This window comes from Fictibacillus halophilus, assembly GCF_042680145.1.
GTDB classification, from domain to species: Bacteria; Bacillota; Bacilli; order Bacillales; family Fictibacillaceae; genus Fictibacillus; species Fictibacillus halophilus_A.
Map to the genome: position 1 here is coordinate 1,260,416 of NZ_JBHTNQ010000001.1, position 16,120 is coordinate 1,276,535.

13 protein-coding genes are annotated in these 16,120 nt (G+C 39.7%); all 13 read left to right on the forward strand.

Translation table 11 applies throughout. From position 1 onward, the window contains the following. The first annotated feature begins 5 nt into the window (after positions 1-5). The gene (gene dxr, locus ACFQ4X_RS06620; protein WP_379833854.1) at positions 6-1,163 is read left to right on the forward strand and encodes a 1-deoxy-D-xylulose-5-phosphate reductoisomerase; all 1,158 of its coding nucleotides are present in this window, start codon (positions 6-8) and stop codon (positions 1,161-1,163) included. 5 nt (positions 1,164-1,168) lie between these two features. Beyond that, positions 1,169-2,431: an RIP metalloprotease RseP gene (gene rseP, locus ACFQ4X_RS06625; RefSeq protein ID WP_379833855.1), complete on the forward strand. Its 1,263-nt coding sequence runs from the start codon at positions 1,169-1,171 to the stop codon at positions 2,429-2,431. Positions 2,432-2,458: 27 nt separating this feature from the next. Continuing rightward, complete coding sequence (locus ACFQ4X_RS06630) at positions 2,459-4,165, forward strand: proline--tRNA ligase (RefSeq protein WP_379833857.1); 1,707 nt, start codon at positions 2,459-2,461, stop codon at positions 4,163-4,165. Between the two features lie 301 nt (positions 4,166-4,466). Next, positions 4,467-8,768, forward strand: a complete 4,302-nt coding sequence (locus tag ACFQ4X_RS06635) for a PolC-type DNA polymerase III (RefSeq protein WP_379833858.1) — start codon at positions 4,467-4,469, stop codon at positions 8,766-8,768. A 155-nt stretch (positions 8,769-8,923) separates the two neighbouring features. Beyond that, positions 8,924-9,394, forward strand: coding sequence for a ribosome maturation factor RimP (gene rimP / locus ACFQ4X_RS06640; RefSeq protein WP_066289524.1), 471 nt, complete (start codon positions 8,924-8,926; stop codon positions 9,392-9,394). Between the two features lie 19 nt (positions 9,395-9,413). Beyond that, positions 9,414-10,520 carry a transcription termination factor NusA gene (gene nusA, locus ACFQ4X_RS06645; RefSeq protein ID WP_379833860.1) on the forward strand — a complete coding sequence of 369 codons (1,107 nt, stop codon included), beginning with the start codon at positions 9,414-9,416 and terminating at the stop codon, positions 10,518-10,520. Between the two features lie 20 nt (positions 10,521-10,540). Continuing rightward, entirely contained in the window at positions 10,541-10,807 is a 267-nt protein-coding gene (rnpM, locus tag ACFQ4X_RS06650) for an RNase P modulator RnpM (protein ID WP_379833861.1), read from the forward strand. Beyond that, positions 10,804-11,109, forward strand: coding sequence for a YlxQ family RNA-binding protein (locus ACFQ4X_RS06655; RefSeq protein ID WP_066289530.1), 306 nt, complete (start codon positions 10,804-10,806; stop codon positions 11,107-11,109). Before rnpM ends, ACFQ4X_RS06655 begins: the two co-directional genes overlap by 4 nt. Before the next feature lie 15 nt (positions 11,110-11,124). Further along, the gene (gene infB, locus ACFQ4X_RS06660) at positions 11,125-13,428 is read left to right on the forward strand and encodes a translation initiation factor IF-2 (protein ID WP_379833863.1); all 2,304 of its coding nucleotides are present in this window, start codon (positions 11,125-11,127) and stop codon (positions 13,426-13,428) included. After that, a complete protein-coding gene (locus ACFQ4X_RS06665) occupies positions 13,425-13,703 on the forward strand; it encodes a DUF503 domain-containing protein (RefSeq protein ID WP_077361220.1) in 279 nt (92 codons plus the stop codon). The genes infB and ACFQ4X_RS06665 overlap by 4 nt, the downstream gene beginning before the upstream one ends. 31 nt (positions 13,704-13,734) lie before the next feature. Then, positions 13,735-14,118 carry a 30S ribosome-binding factor RbfA gene (rbfA, locus tag ACFQ4X_RS06670; protein WP_379833865.1) on the forward strand — a complete coding sequence of 128 codons (384 nt, stop codon included), beginning with the start codon at positions 13,735-13,737 and terminating at the stop codon, positions 14,116-14,118. 95 nt (positions 14,119-14,213) lie between these two features. Continuing rightward, complete coding sequence (truB, locus tag ACFQ4X_RS06675) at positions 14,214-15,125, forward strand: tRNA pseudouridine(55) synthase TruB (protein WP_379833867.1); 912 nt, start codon at positions 14,214-14,216, stop codon at positions 15,123-15,125. Between the two features lie 24 nt (positions 15,126-15,149). Then, entirely contained in the window at positions 15,150-16,091 is a 942-nt protein-coding gene (gene ribF / locus ACFQ4X_RS06680) for a bifunctional riboflavin kinase/FAD synthetase (protein WP_379833869.1), read from the forward strand. Positions 16,092-16,120 lie beyond the last annotated feature (29 nt).

A 16,120-nucleotide genomic window follows, 5' to 3' on the forward strand; every position in this document is an offset into this window, starting at 1 on the left:
ATCATATGAAGTTTGTAAGTTTATTAGGTGCAACAGGATCAATCGGTAAACAGACTCTTGATGTTATTGCATCGCATCCAGAACAATTTCGATTAAGTTCGATGTCAGTCGGGAAAAATATTGAGGCGGCTGAAGAGATCATCCGGAAATTCAAACCTGAAATCTGTGCCGTACAGAACGAATCTGATGCACAGGCACTAAAGGTGCGAGTAGAAAACTCTACAAAGATTGTTTCTGGGATGGAAGGACTTATAGAAGCTGCGGTTTCTACTGAATCATCCGTAGTCGTTAACTCTGTTATAGGAAGTGTCGGATTACTGCCCACATTAAAAGCCATTGAGGCTAATAAGACGATAGCTTTAGCGAATAAGGAGACGCTCGTTACTGCTGGGCATCTTGTAATGGAAAAAGCTAAGAAGCACAATGTTGCCATTTTGCCTGTTGACTCAGAACATTCAGCTATTTACCAGTGTCTGAACGGTGAAGATATAAATCGCGTGGAGAAATTGATTCTAACGGCATCTGGCGGGAGTTTTAGAGATAAAACGCGTGATGAGCTGAAAAACGTTACCGTTAAAGAAGCTTTGAATCATCCAAACTGGTCAATGGGAGCTAAAATTACCATTGATTCAGCGACAATGATGAACAAAGGGCTAGAAGTAATTGAAGCTCATTGGCTATTTTCATTTGATTATTCGAAAATAGACGTCATTTTACATAAGGAGAGCATCATACACTCTATGGTAGAGTTTGTTGATACAAGCGTAATTGCCCATCTTGGACAACCTGATATGCGTGTACCGATACAGTATGCCCTCACACACCCTGAAAGACTTGAATTAGTAAATGGGAAAAGGTTAAACTTATGGGAAGCCGGCAAACTCCATTTTCAGAAGATGGATTATGACCGTTTTAGATGTTTGAAATTAGCATTTGAAGCAGGAAACATGGGCGGCTTAATGCCAACTGTATTAAATGCTGCAAATGAAAAAGCAGTAGAATTATTTTTAGATGGAAAAATATCATTCCTCGAAATTGAGGAAATGATTGAACGTGCTATGATGCAGGCTGAAAATATGAAACAGCCTGAATTGGATGCTATACAAGAAACGGATAAAAGGACTCGGTATTTTGTGGAGTCACTACTAAACAAAGGCAGGTAATGGAAATGAACACTGTGATAGCCATTATCATCATTTTAGGGGCTTTAATATTCTTTCATGAACTAGGACATCTTTTGCTGGCAAAAAGAGCTGGTATTTTGTGCCGGGAATTTGCAATAGGATTTGGCCCGAAAGTGTTTGCCTTTAAAAAAGGGGAAACAGTCTATACGATTCGTCTATTGCCTCTTGGAGGATTTGTACGAATGGCTGGTGAAGACCCTGAAGGCATCGAATTGAAGGCAGGTCACAGAGTTGGTTTGATATTTAACGATGCAAATGAAGTAGAAAAGATAATTGTTAATCACCGTGAAAAATATCCTGTACAAAAAACTATTACAATTGAAAAAGCAGATCTAGAACGAGAATTATACTTAACTGGATTTGAGAACGAAGAGTCCGGACCTGCTACTTATAACGTTAAAGAAGATGCTCTATTTGTAGCAGATCATCAAGAAATGCAGATTGCTCCTTATAACCGTCAATTTGGATCTAAGACAATTATGCAAAGAACGCTTGCGATCTTTGCGGGTCCTGCGATGAACTTCTTGCTTGCATTCATTATACTTGTTGCATTTTCTCTAATGCAGGGTATTCCTACGAATGAATCAAGACTTGGAACACTTCAGGAGGGTGCTGCTGCAGATAAAGCAGGTTTAGTTGAGGGAGACAAAATTGTAGCTATCCAAGGTGAAAAAATGGATGACTGGAAAGAATTAGTTTCAGTTATTCAGCAAAATCCTGGAGAAAAATTGCTGTTCACGATTAATCGTGGAGGAGAAGAAAAAGTTGTTCCGGTAACTTTAGGTTCTAGAAAAGGACCTGAAAACAAGAATGAAGGATTTATTGGGGCACACCCATTTACTGAATCTTCATTTGTGGGATCACTTGAATATGGTGCTAAACAAACATGGTTTATGACTACGGCGATCTTTACAGGGATCGGACAGCTTGTTACCGGTCAGCATGGTATTGATCAGCTTTCTGGACCGCTTGGTATTTATGAGTATACGGATCAAGCAGCAAAAGCCGGTGTGTATATGCTTCTGCAATGGGCTGCTATATTAAGTATCAACTTGGGTATTTTTAACCTTCTGCCTTTGCCTGCATTGGACGGAGGAAGACTACTGTTCTTAGGTGTTGAAGCACTTAGAGGAAAGCCAATCGATCCTCAAAAAGAAGGATTGGTCCACTTTATCGGATTTGCTTTCTTAATGCTGTTGATGCTTGTAGTAACATGGAATGATATACAAAAAATATTTCTAAGTTAATTTGGGATTTTTTGAGGAGTAGAGAAAATGAGACAAAGCCAGTTGTTTATGCCGACACTAAGAGAAGTGCCAGCAGATGCAGATGTAAAGAGTCATCAGCTGCTTTTGAGAGCAGGTTTTATCAGACAAAATGCAGCGGGAATCTATTCATTCTTGCCTTTGGGGAAAAAAGTACTTCATAAAGTAGAAAACATTGTACGTGAGGAAATGAACCGTGCGGGTTCTCAGGAAATGATGATGCCGGCGCTTCAGCTAGCAGAGCTATGGCAGGAAAGCGGCAGATGGTACAGCTATGGACCAGAACTGATGAGATTAAAAGATCGCCACGATCGGGATTTTGCTCTTGGAGCTACTCATGAAGAAGTAATTACAAGCATCATTCGTGACGAGGTTAAATCATATAAAAAGCTTCCATTGAATCTTTATCAGATTCAAACTAAATTCAGAGACGAAAAACGTCCTCGTTTTGGACTGCTGCGCGGCCGTGAGTTTATCATGAAAGATGCTTATTCTTTCCATGATAAACAAGAGAGTCTGGATGAAACTTATGAAACAATGAAAGACGCTTATTCTGCTATTTTCAGCCGCTGCGGCTTAAACTTCCGTGCCGTTTTGGCGGACTCAGGTGCCATCGGCGGCAAAGATAATCATGAGTTCATGGTTTTATCTGAAATTGGTGAAGATTTAATTGCCTATTCTACTGAATCAGATTTTGCTGCCAACATTGAAATGGCTCCTGTAGTATTAAAGGAAGAAGCTTCATCTGAAAGTCTGTTAGAACTTGAAAAAGTAGAAACACAGACTGCCAAGAATATAGAAGATGTTTCAGCATTCTTAAATGTCCCTGCTTCAAAAATCATTAAATCCCTGCTCTATATGGCAGACGGAGAGCCTGTACTTGTATTGGTACGCGGTGATCATGAAGTAAATGAGATCAAATTGAAAAAAGAATTATCAGCTTCTGAAGTAGTTATGGCAAGTGAAGCAGACGCGGTCAAGTGGCTTAATACTAAACCAGGTTCAATCGGTCCAGTATTAGTTTCAAACGTGAAAGTAATTGCCGATCAAGCTGTACCTCTGATGGCTAATGCTGTATGCGGTGCTAATGAAGAAGGCTATCATTTTGTGAATGCCAATGCAGAAAGAGATTTTAAGATCGATCAAACAGCAGACCTTCGTTTTGTAGTTGAAGGAGACCTTTCTCCAGATGGAAAAGGTACGATTGTTTTTGCAAAAGGTATTGAAGTAGGTCATGTATTCAAACTCGGAAAAGTTTATAGTGAACCTATGAAAGCATCATACTTAGATGAAAACGGAAAGAATCAGATTATGTCAATGGGCTGCTATGGTATCGGAGTATCTAGAACGTTAGCAGCAGTGGCGGAAGAAAATAACGATGAAAATGGCTTAATTTGGCCGTTATCTTTAACACCATTCGATGTTCACTTAATTGCAGTTAACAGCAAAAATGCTGAACAGTCTGCCCTTTCGGACGAATTGTATGAACAGCTTAAAAGTGAAGGGTACGATTGTTTATATGATGATCGTCCTGAACGTGCCGGTGTTAAATTTGCCGACAGTGATTTAATTGGTTTACCTATTCGTGTTATGGTAGGCAAGAAGGCCGGCGAGGGTATCGTTGAAGTGAAAATCCGCAAGAGCGGTGAATCCTATGAAGTCCCAGTTTCAGAACTTAAGATTGTCTTAAAACGTGAATGGGATAAACTTGTTTGATAAAAACTAGGTGCCTCTTTTTATGGGGTACCTTTCCTATTTACACCAAATATACTCTTCTTAAAGAATTTTGCTTTTGAATAGGTTTTGAAAACCCTTCATTGACGAGTTGATTGGAGCGGAAGGTGCGAGACTCCTGCGGGATCAGTGGGACAGGTGAGACTCCTAAGGGCGCAAAGCGCCGGGGAGGCTCACCGCACACCCCGCGGAAAGAGCATCCTGGAGCGGAAATCAACACTTCCAATAGCTACAATGGTATGTAATAGTTAAATGAAATTAACCCCTTAAAAAGGAGGTTCTTATGAGCGGTAATGATCAGCAAATCAGGCAAGAACGACTGTCGCTTCTTTTAGAACAACTTGGAATTCCTGATGAGATGAAACCTGGCTTTTCAGGTGGAACGATTGAAAAACTGACAATTGATAAGGTGAATAGAAGCTGGCATTTTTTAATTGGAATAAAACGTCCTTTATCTTCTAATAGCTATGCATGGTTCAGTTCAAGTTTACGGCAAACATTTGAGCATATAGCAAAAGTTACTTTTTCCATACAATGTGCTGAAAGCTTTCAGTCTGAAGAATTGCTTACTTATTGGCCTTTGTGCAAAGAACAGCTCGTAAATACAGCAGGTCCCAGTCTCGGAAGTATGCTTTCAACACAAGAGCCTTCAGCGGAAGGTAATTTTTTATGTCTAACAGTAAGAAATGACGCAGAAGAGGCACTTGTACATCGAAAGTTATCTCCAATCATAAAAGATATGTACCAAAAGTTTGGATTTCATTCTGTACTTTTAAAAACTGAAATTAATCACTCTGAAGAAGATTATCAGAGGTTTATAGAGCAAAAGAAACAAGAAGACAATCATAAAATTATGGAAGCTCTTGTAGAAAAAGAAAAAGCAGCTAAAAGAGCTGATGCGCCAGCTGCCAGAACTGACATTATGATCGGCTATTCGATCAAGGATGAACCAGTTCCGATTCAGACTATACAAGATGAAGAACGAAGGATCACTATCCAGGGATATGTGTTTCATTCTGAAACAAGAGAACTTCGCAGCGGCAGAACACTATTAACTTTTAAGATCACAGATTATACAGATTCACTTCTTATTAAGATTTTCTCACGTGATAAAGAAGATATTCCGATTCTGCAGGGCATTCAAAAGGGAATGTGGCTAAAGGTTCGCGGAGGCATTCAAAATGATACGTTTGTCAGAGATCTGGTAATGATCGCAAACGATATTAATGAGATAAAACCTGAAACAAGAAAAGATCTTGCTGAAGAAGATAAAAAGCGTGTAGAACTTCATTTGCATACACCGATGAGTCAAATGGATGCAGTCTCCTCAGTATCTGCACTGGTTGGACAAGCAAAGAAATGGGGACATCCGGCGATCGCCATTACTGATCATGCAGGTGTACAGTCCTTCCCTGAAGCATATAGTGCAGGAAAGAAAAACGATATCAAAATTTTGTACGGACTCGAAGCGAATCTAGTAGATGATGGTGTGCCTATTGCTTATAATGAAGCCCCTAGAAAGCTTTCTGAAGAAACTTATGTTGTTTTTGACGTGGAAACAACGGGTCTTTCAGCCGTTTATAATAAGATCATAGAACTTGCAGCTGTTAAGATTAGAGGCGGAGAGATCGTTGATAGATTTGAAGCTTTCGCTAATCCGCATGAATCTTTGTCACAGACTACTATCGAATTAACTGGTATTACCGATGATATGGTGGAGAATGCTCCTGAGATCGAAGAAGTCCTTCGAGATTTTTATGCATTTATGGGTGATGACATCCTTGTTGCGCATAATGCGAGCTTCGATATGGGGTTCCTGAATGAAGGTTTGCGTAAGATGGGTTTAGGAGAAGCAAAGAACCCTGTTATTGATACACTGGAACTTGCCAGATTCTTGCTGCCTCAGTTAAAGAATCATAGATTGAACACACTCTGTAAACGGTTTGATATTGAACTTACACAGCATCACCGTGCCATCTATGATGCTGAAGCAACTGGCTATCTTTTATGGAAGCTTCTAAAAGAAACCTTTGAAAAAGAGATCTTTTATCATGACAGGCTGAACGATAATATGGGGCAAGGCGGTTTTCAACGTTCACGTCCTTTTCATTGCACACTTCTTGCTGCTACCCAAGAGGGATTGAAGAACTTATATAAACTAGTTTCAGAGTCTCATTTATCTTATTTCTACAGAACACCGCGTATACCCCGGTCCCGTTTAAGTAAGCTTCGGGAAGGAATCTTAGTAGGTTCCGCATGTGATAAAGGCGAAGTTTTTGAGGGCATGATGCAAAAACCGATAGAGGAAGTAGAAAAGATTGCTTCTTTTTATGATTACTTAGAAATACAGCCGCCAAGCAATTATTATCATCTGATCGAAAGAGAGCTTGTATCAGATGAGATGAACCTGAGAGAGATCCTCTCAAAAATCGTAAAGCTGGGTGAGAAACTGGATAAGCCGGTGGTTGCCACAGGTAATGTACATTACTTAAATCCGGAAGATGCGATATACAGGAAAATCTTAATATCATCTCAAGGCGGAGCCAACCCGTTGAACAGACAGACACTTCCTGAAGTTCACTTTAGAACGACAGATGAAATGCTGAATTTGTTTTCTTTTTTGGGTGAGGAGACTGCAGAAAAAGTAGTGTGTCACAACACTAGGCATATAGCGGATTCAATAGCTGAAATCAAACCGATTCCAGATGACCTCTATACTCCGAAGATCGAGGGAGCAGATGAAGAAGTCCGGTCAATGAGTTACAACCGCGCGAGAAGCATCTACGGAGAAAACCTCCCTGAACTAGTAGAGAAGAGGCTCGAAAAAGAACTTACAAGCATCATCGGTCATGGTTTTGCGGTTATTTACTTGATCTCGCATAAGCTTGTTAAAAAGTCACTGATTGACGGATATCTTGTAGGATCACGTGGATCAGTAGGATCTTCATTTGTTGCTACTATGACAGAAATTACAGAAGTTAATCCTCTGCCGCCGCACTATGTTTGCCCAAGCTGCAAAGAGTCGCATTTCTTTAACGATGGATCAGTCGGTTCAGGGTACGACCTGCCTGATAAAGAATGTCCGAAATGTAATGTTCTATATATTAAAGACGGCCAGGACATTCCCTTTGAAACATTCCTTGGCTTTAAGGGGGATAAAGTACCCGATATCGACTTGAACTTCTCAGGAGAATATCAGCCAAGAGCACATAATTATACGAAAGAGCTTTTCGGTGTAGATTATGTGTATCGTGCAGGTACAATAGGTACTGTTGCGGAAAAGACAGCATATGGCTATGTAAAAGGTTTTGCAAGTGACAATAACCTCACAATCCGATCGGCAGAAGTTGATCGTTTAGTGTCAGGATGCACTGGCGTAAAAAGAACCACTGGACAGCATCCGGGCGGAATTATTGTAGTACCTGACTATATGGATATTTACGATTTTTGTCCAATTCAGTTCCCTGCGGATGACAGTTCATCTGAATGGAAAACAACACATTTTGATTTCCATTCTATCCATGATAACTTGCTTAAGCTTGATATATTAGGACACGATGATCCAACGGTAATCCGCATGCTTCAAGATTTGAGCGGAATTGATCCTAAAACAATTCCTGCTTCCGACCCGGAAGTTATGAAAATCTTCTCAGGCCCTGAAGTGCTGGGGGTAACCGACGAACAGATCATGTGCAAAACAGGAACACTGGGAATACCAGAATTCGGTACTAAGTTTGTAAGACAGATGTTAGAGGAAACAAAACCAAGCACTTTCTCAGAACTCGTACAGATCTCCGGATTGTCACATGGTACAGACGTTTGGCTGAATAATGCAAATGAACTTATCGCAAATGGGACATGTGTCTTAAAAGATGTTATCGGCTGCCGTGATGACATCATGGTCTACCTTATCTATAAGGGACTTGAGCCCTCACTAGCTTTTAAAATTATGGAGAGCGTCCGTAAAGGTAAAGGTCTTCCTGATGAATGGATCGAAGAAATGAAAAACAACGATGTGCCTGACTGGTATATCGGTTCATGTCTAAAGATCAAATACATGTTCCCGAAAGCCCATGCTGCAGCTTATGTATTAATGGCTGTCCGGATCGCATATTTTAAAGTGCATTATCCAATCTGGTTCTATGCAGCATACTTTACTGTAAGAGCTGACGACTTTGACGTTGAATCCATGATTCGCGGTTCAAAAGCTCTTCGTGCCAAAATTGAAGAGATATCGGCTAAAGGTCTTGATGCTTCAACAAAAGAAAAGAACCTGCAAACTGTCCTTGAACTCGCACTTGAGATGTGCGAAAGAGGTCTTTCGTTCCAAAAGATAGACTTATATCGTTCAAGTGCTACTGATTTTCTAGTAGAAGGGGATACACTGATTCCGCCTTTCAATTCCATCGCTGGACTTGGAACAAACGCTGCTCTAAATATTGTAAAAGCAAGGGAAGATGGGCAGTTCCTTTCAAAAGAGGATCTTCAGCAGCGTGCAAAATTATCTAAGACCATTATTGAGTATTTAGATGATCAGGGATGTCTGGAAGGACTGCCCGATGCAAATCAGCTTTCTCTCTTCTAACACAAGGGTTTAAGCAGGAAGAAAGTTGCAGTATTTTATTGGTTATGGTATAGTATTTTTGGAAATACTGTTGAATGAATAACTGTCGGCGAAAGAGTGGGGCTCCCCACTCTTTCGTTACGTTTTAAGGTCATTCAGCCAGAAGGAGGGCAGCAATGAGTCAGAAGATTACAGAGCTCACGACTGAGCTTGTAACCCCAATCGTTGAAAAACTAGGACTTGAACTTGTTGACGTTGAATTTGTTAAAGAGGGTAAAAACTGGTTTCTCCGTGTTTATATCGACTCAACCGGCGGTGTTGATATCGAAGAATGCGGAACTGTCAGTGAACAGTTAAGTGAAAAGTTAGATGAACTTGATCCGATTGAACAGCCCTACTTTTTAGAAGTATCTTCTCCAGGAGTGGAAAGACCGCTTAAGAAGCCAGAAGATGTTAAAAATGCAATTGGCAAAAATGTAAACATAAAACTTTATGAGCCTATTAATGGTGAAAAAGTATATGAAGGACTTTTAAAAGACTTTGACGGTGAAACGCTGTTTATGGAGATTAAAGTAAAAACCCAAGTCAAGAAGGTAGAGCTGCCATATAAAAAAGTGGCAAACGCCCGTCTTGCGGTTGTTTTTTAATGAAGAGGGGAGTAAAAAAATGAGTACCGAGCTTTTGGATGCACTTACATTATTGGAAAAAGAAAAAGGGATCAGCAAAGATGTAATTATTGAAGCGATTGAAGCAGCCCTTATTTCAGCGTATAAACGCAATTTTCATCAAGCGCAAAATGTACGTGTGGATTTTAACAGAGATACAGGCAGTATCCGTGTATTTTCTAGAAAAAACGTGGTTGCTGAGGTTGAAGACGATCGTCAAGAGATTTCAGTTACTGAAGCACAAGCGATCAACCCTGGTTATGAGATAGATGATATTGTAGAAGAGGAAGTAACACCAAAGGATTTTGGACGTATTGCCGCTCAAACTGCTAAACAAGTTGTTACACAGCGTGTACGGGAAGCAGAACGCGGAATCATCTTCTCTGAGTTTATCGATCGTGAAGAAGATATTATCACAGGTATCGTCCAGCGTCAGGACCATCGTTATATGTATGTCAGTCTTGGCCGTGTTGAAGCATTATTGCCTGCAGCTGAGCAGATGCCTGGTGAATCACACACTACGAATGACCGCATTAAAGTATATATCACCAAAGTTGAGAAGACGACTAAAGGACCTCAAATTTTAGTTTCACGTACTCACCCTGGACTTTTAAAACGATTGTTCGAACTAGAAGTGCCTGAAATTTATGATGGTACAGTTGAGATTAAATCTATTGCACGTGAAGCGGGAGACCGTTCTAAAATTGCTGTTCATGCAGCAGATTCTGAAGTTGATCCTGTAGGTTCTTGTGTAGGGCAAAAAGGTGCACGTGTGCAAACGATCGTTAATGAACTTAACGGCGAGAAGATTGATATTGTTCGCTGGAGTGAAGATCCTGTCGTTTACGTGGCAAACTCTTTAAGTCCTGCAAAAGTTCTTGAAGTACAAGTGAACGAAGAAGATAAGATGACTACGGTAATCGTACCTGATTATCAGTTGTCACTGGCGATTGGCAAACGTGGTCAGAATGCACGCCTTGCTGCCAAGTTAACAGGTTGGAAGATTGATATTAAAAGTGAATCAGAAGCTGTAGAATCAGGTGTCTATGACCCTTCGAATTCAACGAATGATTCTTTCTATAACGATTCTGTCGAGGATGAAGAGTAAGAGAAGACGAGGTGGAGACAATGAAAACCCGTAAAATTCCAATGAGAAAATGCGTAGCCTGCCAAGAAATGAAGGCGAAAAAAGAATTAACACGTATTGTCCGCTCACCTGAAGGGGAAGTCTCTGTCGATTCAACCGGAAAAAAATCCGGAAGAGGAGCTTATCTTTGTCATGAACTTGTTTGTATTGAACAAGCAAAAAAGAAAAAGATCCTAGAGACACACTTGAAGTCGAAAATTCCGGCTGATGTATACGAACAGCTTGAAAAAGGAAGTCATACATCTTGAAAACAAGCCGGTGGGAAAACTTTCTTGGAATAGCAGCTCGGGCTGGAAAAGTAATATCTGGTGAAGAGCTCGTAGTAAAAAGCATACAAAAACAGAACGCAAAAATTGTTCTATTATCAAAAGATGCTTCTGAAAACACAAAGAAAAAGGTAACAGATAAGTGTCTTTTCTATAAAGTCGACTATTTTTGGATAGAAGATCGAAATGTTTTAGGAAAAGCAATTGGAAAAGAACAGCGAGTTGTAGTTGCTGTAAATGATCAAGGATTTTCAAAGCGTTTAAAGGAACTTCTTGATCACTAACACGGGGGTGAACATATGAGTAAAATACGCGTATACGAATATGCGAAACAGAAAAATGTTCAAAGTAAAGACATAATCGAAAAGCTTAAAACAATGGATGTCCATGTGGCGAATCATATGTCTATGATCGATCAGGCTGCTTTAACAAAGCTCGATGAAGCTTATAATTCAAAAGCACAAAAAGATCAGCCTGCAAAACCAAAAAATCAGAATCAACTCCCTAAAACAGATAAGAACAGAAACAACTCTGGTAACGACACCAAATCTAATAAAAAGGAAGTTCAAAAAGAGAGTAATATGAAAATTAAAAAAGAGACCGATAACCGTAACTCATCACAAACAAAAAGCCCGCAAACTCAAGGGGCGAAGCCAGGCAATTCAAATAGCCAAAATGCTGCAAAGAATAACAATTCTAAAAACAGCAACAACAGCAACAACAGAAACCAGAATAACAACAATAGAAATAACAATAACCGAAACAATAACAACAAGAACCAGAACAGAAATAAACAAAACAGAGGCGGAGGCAGCCAGCAGCAAGCACCTCAAAAGAAGGTTCTTGAGACTCCGAGCAAAATCACCTTTACTGATACTCTTCAGGTAGGTGAACTTGCGAAAAAATTAAACAAAGATACTTCTGAAATCATCAAAAAGCTAATGGGTCTTGGTATTATGGCAACGATCAATCAAGAGCTTGATAAAGAAGCGATTGAACTAATCGCCGCTGATTATGATGTTGAAGTGGAAGAAGAAATTATCGTTGATGAAACGGAATTCGAAAATTATGAAGTCGTTGACGATGAAAAAGATATGCAAGTACGTCCGCCGGTTGTAACAATCATGGGGCACGTTGACCATGGTAAAACAACGCTTCTTGATGCTATTCGAAACACGAAAGTAACTGCAGGAGAAGCCGGTGGTATCACTCAGCACATCGGTGCATACCAAATCACAAACAACGGAAAACAAATTACTTTCCTTGATACACCAGGACATGCTGCGTTTACAACTATGCGTGCACGCGGTGCTCAAGTAACGGATATTACAATTCTTGTTGTAGCTGCTGACGATGGTGTAATGCCGCAGACAGTTGAAGCGATCAACCATGCAAAAGCCGCTGAAGTACCAATTATCGTAGCAGTCAACAAAATGGATAAAGAAGCTGCTAACCCAGACCGAGTTATGCAGGAACTTACTGAACATGGACTAGTTTCTGAAGCATGGGGCGGAGATACAATCTTCGTTAACGTTTCAGCTATTAAAGGTGACGGAATTGATGATCTTCTTGAAATGATCAACCTTGTTTCAGAAGTAGAAGAATTAAAAGCAAATCCTAACCGAACTGCTGCTGGAACTGTAATTGAAGCACAGCTTGACAAAGGCCGTGGTTCTGTTGCAACGCTTCTAGTGCAGTCAGGTACATTAAATGTTGGAGATGCTATCGTAGTTGGACATACGTTCGGACGTGTTCGTGCGATGGTAAATGATCTAGGTCGCCGTGTTAAATCTGTTGGACCTTCTACTCCTGTTGAAATTACGGGATTGAATGATGTTCCACAAGCTGGAGACCCATTCATGGTATTTGCTGATGAGAAAAAAGCTCGCCAAGTCGGAGAATCCCGTTTCAAGAAACAACAGGATGCTCAGCGTAAAGAATCTTCTAAACTTAACCTTGATGACCTCTTTAATCAGATTAAAGAAGGTGAGATTAAAGATATCAATGTCATCATTAAAGGTGATGTTCAAGGTTCTGTAGAAGCACTTGCTGGTTCTCTTCAAAAGATCGATGTTGAAGGTGTTAAGGTTAAAATTATTCACTCAGGTGTTGGAGCGATCAACGAGTATGATATCATGCTTGCATCTGCTTCAAATGCAATCGTAATCGGTTTTAACGTTCGTCCGGATGCAGGTGCTAAACGTACTGCTGACGCTGAGAAGGTTGATGTTCGTCTTCACCGTATCATCTATAACGTTATTGAAGAAATCGAATCAGCGATGAAAGGTATGCTTGACCCTGAATTCGAAGAAAAAGTTATCGGCCAGGTTGAAGTCAGAACAACCTTTAAAGTATCTAAAGTTGGAACAATTGCTGGCTGTTATGTTACTGAAGGTAAAATTACGAGAGATTCCACAGTACGTTTGATCCGTGATGGTGTTGTTTCTTACGAAGGCAAAATTGATGCACTTAAACGTTTTAAAGATGATGCCAAAGAAGTTTCAGCTGGATATGAATGTGGTATTACTCTTGAAAAGTTCAATGATATTAAAGAAGGCGATATCATTGAAGCTTATATTATGGAAGAAATTAAAGTAAAATGATCGGATTATTAACGGTTGAGTTTTTCATATATGAAGCACAGTCGTTAAAAGATAAGCGTTCAGTTGTTCAAAAAGCGGTTAACAGACTTCGGCAGCGCTTTAATCTTGCTGTATCTGAAACTGGATTCCAGGATTTATGGCAGCGGGCAGAGATAAGTATGGTAACCGTTTCTTCGGACAAAATAATAGCAGAAAAAGAATTGCAAAGAGCACTTGCAATGATTACATCTATTACCGAATTGGAAGTAACCGATTCTAAAGTGGAGTGGCTATAAGGCAAGTGGCAAGAAACGGGGTGTATAAATTATGGGCACAATCCGTTCCAACCGTGTTGGGGAACAGATGAAAAAAGAGCTTACTGATATTATTGGCCGGAAACTAAAAGACCCCCGCGTTGGTTTTGTAACTGTTACGGCGGTTGATGTAACTGGTGACCTGCAGCAAGCGACTGTATACGTTTCTGTTTTTGGCGACAGTGAACAAAAAGAACAGACTTTGCGCAGTCTTGCTAAAGCTACTGGTTTTATCAGGACTGAAATTGGAAAACGTATTCGCATGCGTAAAACACCGGACATCTTCTTTAAATTTGATGAATCCTTAAATTATGGAAGCAAGATCGAAAGTCTTTTGTCTGAGATTAAACGAGATGACGAAGACAGCGAAGAAAACGAAGATTATCCGAAACCATAATAGGAAATGGATAGGCAATTAAATAAATTGTCTATCCATTTTTTGCTTGAACTAAATTATTCAACTTATGCAGGAATGTAAAAGGAGAAATTGATATGACTGTTAGGCAAGGAATTTTAGCACTGAAAAAACCTGCCGGAATGACATCACATGACTGTGTAGGAAAAATACGCAGAATCTTTTCAACTAAAAAAGTGGGACACACGGGAACCCTGGACCCGGAAGTTACAGGAGTGCTGCCTATCTGTATTGGCAGAGCAACAAAAATTGCTGAGTATATGTCTGACTATGGCAAGGAATATATCGGTGAAGTTACGCTCGGTTTTTCGACAGAGACAGAAGATGCACATGGCGAAAAAGTAATGGAAAAACAAGTTGAGGAAGATATAGACTTTGGAAAAATAAAAGAGATTTTGCAGTCTCTTACAGGTGAAATTGAACAAGTTCCTCCAATGTATTCGGCTGTTAAAGTTAACGGGAAGAAACTTTATGAATATGCAAGACAGGGAATTCAAATCGAAAGGCAAAAACGGAAAGTGACTATATATGAGCTTGAACTGCTGAATACAGAGGATACTTTAAGTAAAGAAAATCCTGTTTTTTCATTTAGAGTAAAATGTTCGAAAGGGACTTATGTCCGTACTCTCGCTGTTGCTATTGGTGAAAAACTAGGTTATCCCGCTCATATGTCATCTCTGATAAGAACAGCCTCAGGTCCATTTACTTTAAACGATTGTGTCACATTTGAAGAGCTGGAAAACACAGAGTCACCTTTGGAAAATTACTTATTTCCACTAGAGAGAGGAATCTCGCATTTTCCAAAATGGACAGTTGATGAGGAGACTGAGGGTCAAGTTAGAAATGGATCAGTGCTCCCAAAACCAAAAGAGTTGGAACAAAGTCCGTTTGGTGTTTATAATGAAGAAGGAAAATGTCTAGCCATCTATCAGCTGTATCCTTCTAAACCTGGTTTGATAAAACCAGCGAAAGTGTTAGCCATTGAATAACGAAACAGGTTAGTAGGTGAGTTTTTGGAAACAATCGTCATTAATCATCCTCATCATTATGAAAAAGAAAGTCTCCCGCCATTAATCTTGGCATTAGGCTATTTCGATGGAATTCACATCGGACATCAGCGTGTGATAAATACAGCTGTTGAACTTGCAGAAAGAAATGGAGCAATTCCAGCTGTTATGAGTTTTCATCCACATCCTTCTGTAGTTTTAGGGAAAGCGGATGAAACTTGGACATATATCACACCGCTTGAAGAAAAGAAAAAGATTTTAGAAAGTATGGGAGTTAAACGTTTTTATCTTGTGAAATTCGATCTTGATTTCGCTTCACTCTCTACAAAGGATTTTGTTGACCAGTATATTATCGGTTTAAATGTAAAGCATGTTGTAACAGGTTTTGATTTTACATACGGCAAGTATGGAAAAGGAAATGTGGAAACACTGGTTCATGAAGCTGACGGCAAATTCGGTCAAACTGTAATTGAGAAGATTGAAGAAAAGGGTCAGAAAATAAGTTCTACCCTTATTCGCCAATGCCTAAGAGAAGGACTGGTCGAGAGCATAGTTCATTATCTCGGCAGAAGATATAAACTCAATGGTACTGTCATACATGGAGACAAACGCGGACGTACAATAGGTTTTCCTACAGCTAATCTTGACACGGATGTCTATACCCTTCCAAAAGTAGGGGTTTACGCCGTAGAAGTTAATGTTGACGGAGAAAAGTACTATGCTATGGCAAATGTGGGCTATAAGCCAACTTTTAAAGATGATCAAAAAATGCCTTCTTTAGAAGTTCATATTTTTAATTTTCAAAACGAGATTTATGGGAGAACGATTAGTGTTACTTGGCTTAAAAGGATCAGGGATGAAAAGAAATTCAATTCTATTGATGAATTGATCGAACAGCTAAAAGCAGATAAAAACGAGACATTATCGATCATACAGTCAATGTGTTAAAAAAACTTGCATTTATTTCTTAAACAGGC

Coding starts and splice junctions, on each gene's coding strand:
- dxr (WP_379833854.1), top strand. CDS start 6: ATGAAGTTTGTAAGTTTATTAGGTGCAACAGGATCAATCGGTAAACAG.
- rseP (WP_379833855.1), top strand. CDS start 1,169: ATGAACACTGTGATAGCCATTATCATCATTTTAGGGGCTTTAATATTC.
- ACFQ4X_RS06630 (WP_379833857.1), top strand. CDS start 2,459: ATGAGACAAAGCCAGTTGTTTATGCCGACACTAAGAGAAGTGCCAGCA.
- ACFQ4X_RS06635 (WP_379833858.1), top strand. CDS start 4,467: ATGAGCGGTAATGATCAGCAAATCAGGCAAGAACGACTGTCGCTTCTT.
- rimP (WP_066289524.1), top strand. CDS start 8,924: ATGAGTCAGAAGATTACAGAGCTCACGACTGAGCTTGTAACCCCAATC.
- nusA (WP_379833860.1), top strand. CDS start 9,414: ATGAGTACCGAGCTTTTGGATGCACTTACATTATTGGAAAAAGAAAAA.
- rnpM (WP_379833861.1), top strand. CDS start 10,541: ATGAAAACCCGTAAAATTCCAATGAGAAAATGCGTAGCCTGCCAAGAA.
- infB (WP_379833863.1), top strand. CDS start 11,125: ATGAGTAAAATACGCGTATACGAATATGCGAAACAGAAAAATGTTCAA.
- ACFQ4X_RS06665 (WP_077361220.1), top strand. CDS start 13,425: ATGATCGGATTATTAACGGTTGAGTTTTTCATATATGAAGCACAGTCG.
- rbfA (WP_379833865.1), top strand. CDS start 13,735: ATGGGCACAATCCGTTCCAACCGTGTTGGGGAACAGATGAAAAAAGAG.
- truB (WP_379833867.1), top strand. CDS start 14,214: ATGACTGTTAGGCAAGGAATTTTAGCACTGAAAAAACCTGCCGGAATG.